Origin of the sequence: Nocardioides limicola, from assembly GCF_016827675.1 — a bacterium.
GTDB classification, from domain to species: Bacteria; Actinomycetota; Actinomycetes; order Propionibacteriales; family Nocardioidaceae; genus Nocardioides; species Nocardioides limicola.
Genome location: NZ_JAERJA010000013.1, coordinates 81,254 through 93,985, shown reverse-complemented (window position 1 = coordinate 93,985; position 12,732 = coordinate 81,254). Strand labels below are relative to the sequence as shown.

Below are 12,732 nucleotides of genomic sequence, written 5' to 3'. Positions count from 1 at the left end.
TCGCATGAGCGTGTCCGGACCAGACCCGTCGGGTCGGGGACGCGGCGTCGGCGCAGCGTTGGGCAACGGCGTACGCAGCGCCGCCGACGTCAGCCGGCGAGCCGGTGCTGGCCTGCTTCGGGGCAGCGCCCGGGCGGCGGTCGCCACCGGCCGCGGTACCACCCGGGCCAGCCGGTACACGTGGGGGCAGGCCAGGAGGGCGGGCCGGGCCGAGGGTGCGGGCGAGTCGGGACTGTCCCGGTTGTTGGCGGTGCACGTCTTCAACACCGCCGGCGACGCCGCCGTCGCGATCGCCCTGGCCGGCACCCTCTTCTTCCAGGTGCCCACCGGCGAGGCCCGGTCACAGGTGGCGCTCTTCCTCGCCCTGACGATGCTTCCGTTCGCGATCGTGGCGCCGTTGATCGGCCCGTTCCTCGACCACTTCAGCCACGGCCGACGGTGGGCGATCGGCACCACCATGGCCGTCCGAGCCTTCCTGTGCTGGGTGCTGGCCTCCGCCGTGGTCACCGGCTCGACCTGGCTGTTCGCCGCAGCTCTGGGGGTGCTGGTCTCCTCGAAGGCGTACGGCGTGGCCAAGGCCGCCGCGGTGCCCCGCCTGCTCCCGCGCACCTTCACCCTGGTCAAGGCCAACGGGCGGGTGTCCCTCTCCGGGGTGGTCGGTGTCGCCATCTCTGCCCCGATCGCCGGTCTCGCCTCACTCGCCGGTTCGGAGTGGGCGCTGCGCTACGCGTTCGTCCTGTTCGTCGTGGCCACGGTGCGGGCGATCATGCTCCCCGACGCCGTCGACTCCCCCACCGGTGAGGACCGGCTGGCACTGCCCGGGCCGGCGCCGACCACCCAGCCTGGGCGGGTCGGCGCTTGGTTGCGGCAGTGGGTGGCGGTGCCGCCCACCGTCGGGTTGGCGCTGCGGGCCAACTGCGGGCCGCGATGGCTGTCCGGCTTCTTGACGATGTTCCTTGCCTTCCTGTTCCGCGAGCAACCGCTCGACGGGCACCGCCCGGAGCTGCTGCTGGCGGTGGTGGTCGGCGCGGCCGGCCTCGGCAACACCCTCGGCATCGCGCTGGCTGCGCTGCTGCGGCAGGTGGACCCCCAGCGCACCGTGGTGGCAGCCGCGGCCGCCGGCGCGTTGGTCACCGCGGTCGCGACGTTCTGGCACGGCGTACTGCCACTGGCACTGGTCGGGTTCGCTGCCGGCCTCTCCCAGTCACTGGCGAAACTGTCCCTGGACTCGGTCATCCAGCACGACGTCGCCGAACGCATCCGCACCGGCACCCTGGCCCGCTCGGACGCGCTGCTCCAGTTCGCCTGGGTGAGCGGCGGGTTCGTGGGCATCCTGGTGCCGCTCGACGTGACCCTCGGCCTCGGCCTGGCCAGCGTCGCACTCACCGTCTGGTTCGGGTTCGTGCTGCTGTCTCGGCGTGGGGTGGTGCGGACGTCGCAGAGCGCGTCCGCCACGGATGGGCTATGAACTCGTCACTGGCCGGGGTCCAGTTCGTCAGCGAGAGCGCGCAGCAACTTGGCCACCGGACTGGCGGTCCGCGCGTCGGGGTGACGACCGTGGCGGTACCCCTCGCCGACGCCGTCGAGGAGGCGGATCAGGTCCTCGACGATGCTGACCATCTCCTCGGGTTTCTTCTTGGCCGCCCGGGTCTGGTTCCGTGACACCGACTGCTGCGGGTCCAGCAGCCGGACCTGGAGCGCCTGATCCCCCCGGCGGCCCTGGGCGATGCCGAACTCCACCCGGGCCCCGTTCTTCAGCGAGGTCACCCCGTCGGGGAGGGCGTCCGCATGCACATAGACGTCCGGGCCCCCGTCATGGGACAGGAAACCGAAGCCCTTCTCGGCATCGAACCACTTCACCTTGCCAACCGGCACGGCCGTTCCTCCACTCGTTCTCGCGTTCCACGAATGCGGCCCCGAGCCGCGTCCCGGCGCGGAGCCACTGGCCGTCCACGTCGGCGACGACTCAGACTAGGGGCAACCACCAAGCCACCGCCACCCGAATCCACCTCATCACCCCCATGAACCCCACTATTCACACCGCCCCTCGTCGGGTCGCGGAGTTGGATGCTGTCCGTTCCGCTGCGAGCATGGTCCCTCCCCACGTAACGTAGACGGGCACGGAAGGAGCAGGAGATGCGGCGGATAGGCGTGCTCACCGCGCTGGTCGCTGCCCTGCTCAGCCCACCGGCGGCCGCATCTGCCGACGGCCCCGCTCAGGACCCCAGCCTGCACCTGGTCACCTTGACCGGCGCCGGCACCGCCGCGATCACCGACCCGCGACGGCGCGCAGCCGCGCGGGCCCAGTTCCTGGACCAGCAGGACAGCACACTGCAGGCGGTCCAGGCGCCCGACCCGGTCTATCGCTGGACCTCCGCCCTCAACGGGTACGCGGTCGACCTGACCCCCGACCAGGTGTCCACCCTCGAAGCGATGCCGCAGGTGGCCCTGGTCGAGGCCAACACGATCCGCCCGATGGCCGACCGCAGCAGCAGACCTGCCGCAGCAATGGCGTCTGCGGCTCGACGCGGAGGAGCCGGCGTGGTGATCGGCTTCGTCGACTCGGGCCTGGCGCCCGCCGGTCCGGTCTTCGCGGCCACACCCGGGCTCGGCCGGGCACCCGAGGCGTTCATCGGCCCGTGCACCCCCGGCGAGCAGTGGACGCGGGAGACCTGCACCGACAAGGTCGTTGGCGCCCGATGGTTCGTGACCGGGTTCGGCACCGAGAACCTCAGCAGCGTGGCCACCCTGTCCGCCCACGACGATCACGGCCACGGCACCCAGGTCGCCTCGATCGCCGCCGGCAACTCCCGCGTCCCGGTCATCCTCGGCGGCGAGACCCATGGTCGGTTCGCGGGCACCGCCCCGCAAGCCAGGATCGCGGTCTACAAGGCGTGCTGGACCGCTCCGGACCCCGACGACGACGGCTGCGCGACCGCCGACCTGGTCACCGCGATCGACCGCGCCACCGACGACCAGGTGGACGTGTTGAACCTGTCCCTGGCCGGATCGAACGGCTTCGACACCGTGGAACGCGCGCTGCTCGGAGCAGCCGAGGCGGACGTGGTGGTGGTGGCCAGCGCCGGCAACGACCCCGCCGAGTACGCCGCCCACGCCTCACCCTGGGTGACCACGGTGGGCGCCACCACCGCGGGCAGCGCCCGAGGCGCCGTCCAACTGCCCGCCGGGATCCGGCTCACCGGCGCGATGGCCGCCCGGACCCCGACGGGGACCCGACCGCTGGTCCTCGCCCGCGACGTTGGCACGGCCGACGCGGCCCCGACGTCCGCCGCGAGATGCCTGCCCGGGACCCTGGACGCCAAGCAGGTGAAGGGCGCCATTGTGATCTGCCAACGCGGCGGCAGTGGGCGGGTGGACAAGTCCCGTGCCGTCGCCAGGGCGGACGGCGTCGGCATGGTGCTGACCAACAGTGGCCCCGGTGCCGTCGCGCCTGACCTGCACGCGGTCCCGACGGTTCACCTGAGCCACCGCGCCTCACAGCGCCTGCTGGACGCGGTGGCCCGCCGCGGTCAGGCCCGGGCACGGCTGGTCCCGCTGCCCGCGACCACTGAGCCCTCGGTGCCGGACTGGTCCGCCCCCGGCGACCCCCGGGGCGGCGTGATCAAGCCGGACCTGGTCGCACCCGGGGCCGGCGTACTCAGCACGCTGCCGGCTCGGCCGGGGACCGGGCCGCAGTGGGAGTACCTGACCGGCACCTCGGCGTCGGCGGCGGGTGTGAGCGGCGCTGCCGCAGTGCTCCGGTCGCGGCATCCGGACCGGTCGGCGGTAGCCATCCGGTCCATGCTGTCCGGGGCAGCGGAGCCGATCTCCGGCGAGTCGCCGCTCACCGGCGGAGCCGGCGCCGCCGCACGCGGGGCCGACACCGACCTGGTGTTCGAGGTAGGGCCGCGTGACTACCGGCGCTACCTGGCTGGTCGCCTGGGACCGGACGAACTCAACACCGGGTCGCTGCTGTTGGATGCCCGGCGCGGCACCGCCACCCGGTCGGTGACCAACCTCGGCAGTACGCCGATGTACTACTCGGTCACCGTCGAGGGTCTTCGGTCACACGAGGCTCAGGTCCGGCCGCTCGCCGTGCACCTGCAGCCTGGCGAGACCCATCACTTCGAGATCACCGTGACCCGAACCTCCGGCGGCCTGGCGCTCGATCATGGCGCCGTGGTCTGGCGTGGCGCGAACGGTGACCGGCTGCGGCTGCCGCTCGCGATCACCCGCTGACTCACTCCCGCTCCTGCTCGACCAGCATCTCGCGGTCACCGAACCGCACCCGGTCACCGGACAGCGCGGTGGTCGGCCGCCCGGCAGTGAGGCTCCGACCGATCCCCTGCCTGAGCAGCACCGAACCGTTCGTCGACCCCCGGTCCATCACCACCAGGGCCCCATCCTGGGCCGGCTGCACCTGGGCGTGGGTCTTGGACAGCGACATGTCCTCGGAGCGCAACTGGATCAGGTGTGCGGCCGGCTCGCCGGCCCGCGCCTGCGGGCCACGGCCGATCAACGCCAGACCCTCGAGGACCAGGCTCTCCCCGGTGTCGAAGGTGATCCGCCAGCGGGGACGGCCCGGACCCGGGGGCGCGGCGACCGCCGCCCCGCCGAACTGCGGACCCCTCGCTGCGGGCTGGCTCACCGGCGCAGCGGTCACCGCGGCAGGCTCGGGGGCCGCTTGGGGTTGTGCTGGACGCCGGACCGGCGCCGGCGGCGGAGGCCGCAGCCGCATCGCGGTGAGATTGACGACGTGCTGCGGCGCCGGCTCGACTCCGGGATCCTGCGGGACCGCGACGGGCACCAGGTCAAGCACCACCGAGGAGGCGAGCCGGTCATGCCAGGCGCGCCGCTGCCCGGTGTGGTCGGCCAGCGCGGTGACCGCCAGTGCGGCGGCCGCCAATCCGAAGGTCGGCAGGGTGGCCGCGCCGATCACGAGGGTGCGGAGCAGGCCGCGGCCCACACCGATGGGCGTGCCGGTGCCGTGATGGACGACGCGGAGGCCGAGCAGCGCATTGCCGGGCGTCAGGCCGGTGAGGCCGACCAGGACACCGGAGAACAGGGTCACCACCGCGGCGGTGACACCTACCCCCAGCAGCACCGCCCAGATCGGCGCGAGCACGCTGACCAACGCCAGCGCCACCCCGGCGTACAGCAGCCAGGCCAACCCACGATCCACCACGAACGCCAGGAACCTCCGCTCCATCCCGGCGACCGGGTACGTCGACTCGGCGACAGTCACGGCTTGGCGATCTGGATGGTCACGCTGTCACCCAGGTCCAGGACGGCACCCGGGATGAGCTGAACGGCGATCCCCGGGCGCAGATCCTCCGGAGGCAGGCCGGGTTGCACCAGCACCGTCCCGTTGGTGGATCCGAGGTCCGTCACGATCGCCGCGCCCAGGTCCGCGCCGGAGCCGGGACGCACCTCGAGGTGGGTGGACGAGATCTCCTGATGCGGGCTCGGCACCGCCACCAGCAGGGGCTGCTCGGTCGCGGTGAACCGCCGCGCCTCGGGTGCCCGGCCGATGATGACGACCCGGTCCACGTCGATCAGGTCACCGTTGGAGATGACGAGTTTGGCCACCGGACGGGCGGTCACCTCCGGCACCGGGGGTTGGCCGGGCAGACCCGGATGCGTCCGGGGGAACTCCGCCGCCACCGGGAGTCCGGCCCTGGTCATGCCGTCGTGCTCGAGGTCCTCCTCGGCGTCCGGGGCTGGCTCTGGCGCTGGCTCTGGCTGTGGCTCTGTTGCTGCCGGGCTCGGGGTCGGCGGGCTCGGGGTCGGCGGGGCGACGGGAGCAGGCGGCGTGGGAGCCGGCTGCGGGACCGGGGCTGGCAGCGTGGGGGCGGGGGGAGGCAGATCCGAATCGGGATGGGGAGGCAGATCGGCCGCGGTCTCCGCGGAGGGGTCCACCTCGGGCTCGCCAGCGGGCTCAGCGATGGGCTCGGCGGTGGGCTCGGCGTTGGGCTCGGCGGCCGCTGCGGCTCCCCCGCTCACGCCCGCCGGGTGGGACACCCGTGACACCCGCACCAGCCCGCCGGGCAGGCGCAGATCCTGATCCGTCTCACTGGCGCCGACCTGGATCACCCGTGCGGAGACCCCGGTGAGCACCTGCTCCACCCAGGTCGTCCCCGACTGCCCGACCACATCGACGGGGCCAGCGCTGGTCTCGAAGTGGGCTCGCGCCGGCCCACGCACCACCACGCGGGTCTCCCCCTCGGAGTCACCCAGCAGCACGAAGCCGCGCATCTGTCGCAGGCCCGAGGCGATCAACGCGTCGAGCACCTCATCGAAACCCTCCCCGGCGTCCACCAGCTCCCAGACCCTGGCGACCCGGTCCTTCTCCTCCGGCGGCAGCAACGCACAGGTGCCCGAGCCGATCACGGCGTACCAGTCCCCCGGCCGCCAGGCCCAGTCCTGAGACGTCGCAGCGGCCGGGTCGGTGACGAGCTCGAGATTCATTCAGCCCCCAACTTCTGGTGCAACGTGGTGCGGGTGGTGTCGGCGTCGTACGTCGCCTCGTCCTCGGTCAATCCCATCACATCGACCACCACGGCGGTCGCGTTGTCCTTGCCACCCGCCGCCAGGGCCGCCGCGACCAGACGATCAGCTGCGTCCCGAGGGTCGGGCGAGGCAGCCAGGATGGCCGCGATCTCCGAGTCGTCGATCATCGCGCTGATCCCGTCCGAACAGAGCAACAGTCGCGGCGCCGCCTCGACCGGGATCGAGAAGAAGTCAGGCTCGCACTCGACCGGACCGCCCAGCGCCCGGGTGACCACGTGCCGCTCGGGGTGGGTGCGGGTCGCCTCCGGCGTCAGGGCGCCCGAGTCGACGAGCTCTTGGACCACCGAATGATCCACGGTCACCTGCTCCAGGCCGTCAGCGGTGAACCGATAGCCACGGGAGTCGCCGACATTGGCGAGCAGCCAACGCGCCCCGTCGCCACTGCCGACCAGAATCGCCGCCACCACCGTGGTGCCGGCATACCAGCCCCCGTCGTCACGCCCGAGTGCCTGGATCCGGCGGTGCGCGGCGCTGAGCGCGGCGACGATCGCGTGGGTGGCCTCCTCAGCGCCGTGATGTCGACCCGCCAGCGCAGCGACCTCAGTGACCGCGATCCGGCTGGCCAGATCACCGCCGTGGTGACCGCCCATGCCGTCGGCGACCGCGAACACGGAGGCGTCGACGAGGAAGGAGTCCTCGTTCACCTCCCGGACGCACCCGACGTCGGTGCCCGCACCGAAACAGGTGGTGACCATCCTCAACGGGTCCTCTCCGGGATGTCGCTGGCTCGGCACCCGCGCCCACAGGTCCTCCCCATCGGGGGTGAACCCGATGTTCGACTGTGGTTCGCGTGTGGTCCCGATCTGCCCACTCCTACTTCTGGCTCGCGTTGCGGTCGGCCCAGCACCACGACGTCAGGGGCCCGTTTCCCCTGTCCTACCCGATCCTGACGATCTGAAACACCGACCGCCCGATCGGTTCGCCAGCGGCGCCAGATCTGTGTGGAGCATGCCACATCCGGGCTCCGGTGGCACTCCACGGTCTCGGCCCGACCCGCTCCCTCAGCCTCGACCAGCAGCGTGATCCAGCAGCAGCCGCCAGGAGCGGACATGCTCTGCTGCGACGTCCGCCTTGAGCGAGCCGCCCGGCCGGGACTGACGGCCGAGGTGGAACTGGCGGACCCCGGCCCGCCACAACCAGGGCACCTGCTCAGCCGTCAGGCCCTCGCCGGCGATCAGCAGGCGGGCCGCCTGCGGCGAGGCCTCCACCAACGCCAGCAGATCGTCGTACCCGACCCCCATCCCGCGGGGCGACCCCGCGGAGCGGACACCGTCGAGCCCTGGCAGCCTCCAGATCTGCGACCACGCCCGCTGGGGCTCCAGTACCGCGTCGATGGCCGGACTGAAACTCCACGCGACCTCGCCCAACTGCGTGGCCAGGTGGCGGCACACGGCGGCATCGACCTGGAGGTCGGCGTCGAGGAAGCCGAACTCCACCGACTCCGCACCTCGCGCCAGCGCGTCGTGGGCCAGGCCGATCAGGCGGGTGAGTTCCCCTCCGTTGGTCGTCCATCCGGTCCCCAGCCGCAGCACCACCCGGACCGGCACGTCACTCTCCCGGCAGACCAGCGTCACAGTGGCGAGTTCGGGAGTGAGCAACTCGGAGTCCACCAGACGTCCCACCAGGAGTCGGTCTGCGCCGCCGGCCACTGCCCCGGCCACATCCCGGTCGCGCAGCACCGCCACCTCCAGCAGGCCACGCTCACTCATGACGCCATCGTAGGGGCGACCCGGTCCCAGACGCGGGACCTCGGGCACCCGCGATGGCCCCGCCGGCATCTGCCGACGGGGCCACCCGAGGGTCGGCTCAGCCGGCCCGATCCACGGTGAAGGCCGGGCTCACCCAGGTCTCCACATGGTCGGCGTTGCCCGGGTTCCCCAGGGCCTTGAGCACGGTCACCTTGAGCACGTAGTCACCGTTGGGGACCCGCTGGGTGCCTTGCGCCTTCGGGCCCTTCCCCTGCGACTTCTGCCGGGTGCCGTCCCAGACGAACGGGGTGAAGGCCGAAGCCGACCCCGACCGACCCAGGTAGTCCACGTGCAGCACCGTGTTGTTGCGGCCGCCCACGGCGTCGCCGATGGAGCCGTCCGCCAGCGCCTCGTGCAGGGTCACCGTCAATGACCTGGCCGGGTGCTCCAGGTGCACCAACAGCGTCGGGAAGTCACCGTCGGCCATCGAGTAGGAGGCCCCACCCTCGGGGTGGACGTCCCAGGAGCCGCCCATGGTGCAGTCGACTCCGATCAACCGGTCGCACTCGGTCAGCGAACCCAGGTAGGGGAACTCGAAAGCGCCCTGGGTGAGCACGCCGACCTCCTGGTAGTCGCCGACGAAACCGGCGTACGGCACCCGCAGCGGCTCGCCGTCCTCGGGAGTGAACTCCAGGTACCCGCCGTACAGGCCGAGTGCCGGGGAGGCAGGCGCGGTGATGGTCACCGTGACGTCGGCGCTGCCGCCAGCGGGCACCGTGACCTCATCGCCGCCGAAGTCGGCGGTCGAGCCACCGACGAAGTAGCCCGGGTCGCTCGGGACCCCGGCCGTGCTGACCGCCGCCGTGTTCGACAGGGCGTAGGTGACCTCCTCGTCGCCGGAGTTGGTCAGCGTCAACGTCCGCACTGCCGGGCCGGCCTGGCTCTCACCGAGCGACAGTTTGCCGGGCGACACCATCGTGTCGGCGGTGATCGACCGGTCGATCGAGATCATCCCGGCGCCCTGACGGTGCACCGGCTCGAGCAGCCCGGCGCCGGTCACGAAGGACAGGTCCGCCGGCACCGAGTGGTTCTGCAGCAGGTCGCGCACCGTCTCCGGGTCGGTGCCCGGCCGCGCCTCCAACAGCAGCGCCACGGCGCCCGCGACGTGCGGTGCGGACATCGAGGTGCCCGAGGCGACCGCCTGGCCGCCCTGCTCGAGCGGATAGGTGGACAAGATCTGCCCGCCGGGAGCCCCCAGGTCGGGCTTGACCTTCAGGTCCGCGGTGAGTCCGAACGAGCTGAACGCGGAGATCAGGCCGCCCGTGGGGTTCTCGACCGTGATCGTCTCGTCGGTCCAGGTCAGCTCCGTGCCGTCGTCGGTGATCCGCTCGTGCAGGAACACACCATCCGCGTGGGTGATCGCCACCACCGGGATCCCGATCGGCGGGTCGTCCGCGGTGGGCGGGGCGAGGCTCGGCGAGAACCCGCCGGCCACGTTGTTGTAGATCACCACGGCCTCAGCGCCTGCCAACTCGGCATTGCGAGCCTTGTCGTAGAAGAAGCAGGACCCACGCTGGATCAGGGCCGCACTCCCGGTCAGGTCCCCCAGCGCAGGCGCGTCGAAGCAGCCGTCGTTAGGGCTCGCCGGCGTGCCGGTGGCCAGCATCGGCAGCGTCCCCTCGGTGGGGGCGGCGGGTGCTCCGCTGCCGGCCGAGTAGGCGATCGGCGTGTCGTCCGGGGACACGGTGAACACGTCCGCGTCGTACGCCACGTTGTCGAACGACGCGACACCGATCACGCTGTCACCGACGCCGGGGGCACCAGCGGACCAGGTGCCCGAAGCGCCGCTGTTGCCGATCGAGGCGACCACGGTGACCCCGTCACCCACCAGCGCGTCGCTGGCGGCAGCGGTCGGGTACTCGGGCCAGGTGGCGAAGGCGGCACCGATGCTCATGTTGACCACGTCCATGCCGTCGGCGTGGGCGCGCTCGAGAGCGGCCACGATGATGTCGGCCGTGGTGGAACCGGCACAGCCGAAGACCCGGTAGGCACCGAACTCCACGCCGGGTGCGACACCGCGGACGTCGCCGTCGGCGCCGATGATCCCGGCCACGTGGGTGCCGTGACCCTGGCAGTCGTCGGGGTTGTCGTTCGGGTTCGGGACCGGTTGGTACGCCGGCGAGGAGCTGTCGGCGTTGAAGTCATCGCCGACGAAGTCCCAGCCTGCCACCACCCGCTCGGTGGGGAACGGAGTGCCACCGTTCACGCCGGTGCCACCGAAGTCGGGGTGGTCGTAGTCGACACCGGTGTCGAGGACAGCCACCTTGAGCCCGGCGCCGGTCAGCCCGAGCTCGCTCTGCGCGATGTCGGCTCCGGTCATCGCCAGGGCACTGCTCATCGCGGGCACGTCGAGACTGCCCGGATCCGGGGCGTCGAAGGTGAGCACGGGGAACACGGCGGCGACGTCGGGCAGTGCGGCCACCCGGGCGGCATCGCCGGGGGACATCTCGGCCGAGACCCCGTTCCACAGTCGCCGGTACTCGTGCTTGATGGTCATCTCGACCCCGAGCTCGTCGGCGCTGGCTTCGAACCTGTTGTGCTGACGGTTCAGGGCTGCCGGGCGACCGCCCTTCACCCGAGGTTCTCCGGTGAGTTGCACGAACCAGCCGGAGTGAGACTCCGGCGTCATCTGGTCGGGTCGGTCACTGCCCCGAGACCCGAGATAGTCGCCGCCGGACGGATCTGCGGTGGCTGCCCCGGTCGCGGCGAACGTGCCCGCGATCAGTGCAGCGCCCGCAAGACCGGCGACCAGGCGCCTGGTCCGGGCAGCGGAACTGCTGTGCTTCGACATCGATGCTCCTTGTTGTTGAGGAGAGGGTTGCGTCGACCGCCTGTGGGCAAACGACCTCCCTAGGCCTACCGGACCGCAGCCGTGTTGTGAAGGTCACAATTGGTTGCGATCAGGTCACGACCCGGACTCGGAACGCTCGTTCCTCGGGAGCTCAGAAGACGTCGAGCGGGCGGAACTGGACCGAGATCCGCGGGCCGACCGGGCGCGAGGTCTTGAGGACGGCGTGCTCGTGAGTGCGCTGACAGGACCCGCCCATCACCAGCAGATCTCCGTGCCCCACCGGGAAGCGTCGGGCCGGGCCACCCCCGACGGGACGGACTGCGAGCTGGCGCTCGTCGCCGAGACTGAGGATGGCGACCATGGTGTTCTCGTGTCTGCCGCGACCGATGGTGTCTCCGTGCCAGGCCACCGAGTCTCGACCGTCGCGGTAGAGGCAGCAGCCGGCGGTCACGAACGGCTCCCCCAGCTCGGGCAGGTAGTGGCGGCTCAGCCGTTGACGGGCGTCGATGAGGGCACGATGCGGCAACACGTCGTCAGGTCCGTAGATGTGGACCAGCCGGGGGACGTCGACCTCCCGGTGGTACATCCATCGGCGCTCCGCCCGCCACGGGATGGCCTCGGCGATCTCGGCGAAGAGGTCGTCCGGCGTCGGCGCCCAGCCCGGCAGCACATCCACCCAGGCACCGGCGTCCAACTCGGTACGGCGGATCTCAGCCAGGTCGGCGAACCCCTGGTCGGCGAAGAGCGTCCCCTGAAACTCCACGCCTCGCACCCTACCACTTCTTCGAACACCCTTTCGATCCACTTCCCCCCGACTTGGGCCCCATCCGCGTCGAGTTGGGCCCCGTTCGCGTCGAGTTGGGCCCCGTTCGCGTCGAGTTGGGCCCCGTTCAGGGCGTGAGTGGTTGGGCGAGCAGTGTGTGGACCGCCGCGGCGTCGCCCTCGATCGTCGCACCGGCAGACTCCAGCGGAATCCGATGCCACAGCACCAGCGCCAACTCGCGAGCGGGAGCCCTGACCGTGGCCTCGGCATCCCCCGACCCCATCACCCACACGGCGTCCTGCGCATCGGCAGCGACGAATCGCACCGTTCGCGAGAGCGACTCAAGGCGCTCCATGGCGATCTGTCGTGGAACGAACATGGTGATCAGTTCATCGATGCAGTCGGACCACACCTCCACGGGCACATCGTTGACTGCGTTCCCCTGGGCGGCCCGGAGGTCGTGCAGGTGGATCAGCGTCTCGTGCAACTGGCGACGGTGCCAGAACGACACCGGCCCGCGGCCGACCAGAGTCCATGCGTCAGCGGCAGGGTCCAGTTCGGCGAGGGTGGTTCGCAACTCGGTCGCGCACTCGTCGTACAGCGCAGGTAGGTCGAAGGGACCTCGGCCCAACGGCGTCTCCTGCGACCGGCGCGCTTGACCGGCGGCCCAATGGTGGACCCGCGCCAGGTGCTCGACGAGGTTCTTGATCCGCCAGCGTCCGCAGGCGGGCACCGGCAGCGTGGGGTCGGCGACCCGGACGTCGGCCAAGAACTCGCCCTGCAGCCGGGCCAGCCATTCGAGGTGGTTCTCCACGCTGCCACGCTGTCATGAGTCGGGTCCACTCGCAACGACGGCCACA

At 71.6% G+C, this 12,732-nt stretch carries 10 protein-coding genes; 2 read left to right on the top strand and 8 right to left on the bottom strand.

All coding sequences use genetic code 11. The features are described 5' to 3' along the window. The first annotated feature begins 4 nt into the window (after positions 1–4). Positions 5–1,468 (top strand): MFS transporter, encoded by a 1,464-nt coding sequence (locus tag JKG67_RS16975; protein ID WP_203338536.1) that lies wholly within the window; start codon positions 5–7, stop codon positions 1,466–1,468. A gap of 5 nt (positions 1,469–1,473) precedes the next feature. Here the strand turns inward: JKG67_RS16975 and JKG67_RS18965 are convergent, their stop codons facing one another. Further along, positions 1,474–1,875: a cold-shock protein gene (locus JKG67_RS18965; protein WP_203338535.1), complete on the bottom strand. Its 402-nt coding sequence runs from the start codon at positions 1,873–1,875 to the stop codon at positions 1,474–1,476. A 261-nt stretch (positions 1,876–2,136) separates the two neighbouring features. Between JKG67_RS18965 and JKG67_RS16965 the strand changes: the two genes are divergently transcribed. After that, entirely contained in the window at positions 2,137–4,239 is a 2,103-nt protein-coding gene (locus tag JKG67_RS16965; protein WP_203338534.1) for a S8 family serine peptidase, read from the top strand. A gap of 1 nt (position 4,240) precedes the next feature. Here the strand turns inward: JKG67_RS16965 and JKG67_RS16960 are convergent, their stop codons facing one another. From JKG67_RS16960 to JKG67_RS18680, 7 genes are all read right to left on the bottom strand, one after another. Then, positions 4,241–5,245, bottom strand: a complete 1,005-nt coding sequence (locus JKG67_RS16960) for an RDD family protein (RefSeq protein WP_203338533.1) — start codon at positions 5,243–5,245, stop codon at positions 4,241–4,243. Then, a complete protein-coding gene (locus JKG67_RS16955) occupies positions 5,242–6,468 on the bottom strand; it encodes an FHA domain-containing protein (RefSeq protein WP_203338532.1) in 1,227 nt (408 codons plus the stop codon). The genes JKG67_RS16960 and JKG67_RS16955 overlap by 4 nt, the downstream gene beginning before the upstream one ends. After that, complete coding sequence (locus tag JKG67_RS16950; protein ID WP_203338531.1) at positions 6,465–7,265, bottom strand: PP2C family protein-serine/threonine phosphatase; 801 nt, start codon at positions 7,263–7,265, stop codon at positions 6,465–6,467. Before JKG67_RS16950 ends, JKG67_RS16955 begins: the two co-directional genes overlap by 4 nt. Before the next feature lie 306 nt (positions 7,266–7,571). Then, positions 7,572–8,279: a copper homeostasis protein CutC gene (locus tag JKG67_RS16945; protein ID WP_203338530.1), complete on the bottom strand. Its 708-nt coding sequence runs from the start codon at positions 8,277–8,279 to the stop codon at positions 7,572–7,574. Positions 8,280–8,376: 97 nt separating this feature from the next. Beyond that, positions 8,377–11,109 carry a S8 family serine peptidase gene (locus JKG67_RS18960; protein ID WP_203338529.1) on the bottom strand — a complete coding sequence of 911 codons (2,733 nt, stop codon included), beginning with the start codon at positions 11,107–11,109 and terminating at the stop codon, positions 8,377–8,379. A 151-nt stretch (positions 11,110–11,260) separates the two neighbouring features. After that, positions 11,261–11,872 (bottom strand): alpha-ketoglutarate-dependent dioxygenase AlkB, encoded by a 612-nt coding sequence (locus tag JKG67_RS18685; protein WP_307816615.1) that lies wholly within the window; start codon positions 11,870–11,872, stop codon positions 11,261–11,263. Positions 11,873–11,999: 127 nt separating this feature from the next. Beyond that, the gene (locus tag JKG67_RS18680; RefSeq protein ID WP_307816614.1) at positions 12,000–12,686 is read right to left on the bottom strand and encodes a maleylpyruvate isomerase family mycothiol-dependent enzyme; all 687 of its coding nucleotides are present in this window, start codon (positions 12,684–12,686) and stop codon (positions 12,000–12,002) included. Between the last annotated feature and the right edge of the window lie 46 nt (positions 12,687–12,732).

What these genes read in the sequence shown, in the direction of transcription:
- JKG67_RS16945 (WP_203338530.1), bottom strand. Translation starts at nt 8,279, where the DNA reads ATGAGTGAGCGTGGCCTGCTGGAGGTGGCGGTGCTGCGCGACCGGGAT.
- JKG67_RS16950 (WP_203338531.1), bottom strand. Translation starts at nt 7,265, where the DNA reads ATGGTCACCACCTGTTTCGGTGCGGGCACCGACGTCGGGTGCGTCCGG.
- JKG67_RS18960 (WP_203338529.1), bottom strand. Translation starts at nt 11,109, where the DNA reads ATGTCGAAGCACAGCAGTTCCGCTGCCCGGACCAGGCGCCTGGTCGCC.
- JKG67_RS16955 (WP_203338532.1), bottom strand. Translation starts at nt 6,468, where the DNA reads ATGAATCTCGAGCTCGTCACCGACCCGGCCGCTGCGACGTCTCAGGAC.
- JKG67_RS16975 (WP_203338536.1), top strand. Translation starts at nt 5, where the DNA reads ATGAGCGTGTCCGGACCAGACCCGTCGGGTCGGGGACGCGGCGTCGGC.
- JKG67_RS16965 (WP_203338534.1), top strand. Translation starts at nt 2,137, where the DNA reads ATGCGGCGGATAGGCGTGCTCACCGCGCTGGTCGCTGCCCTGCTCAGC.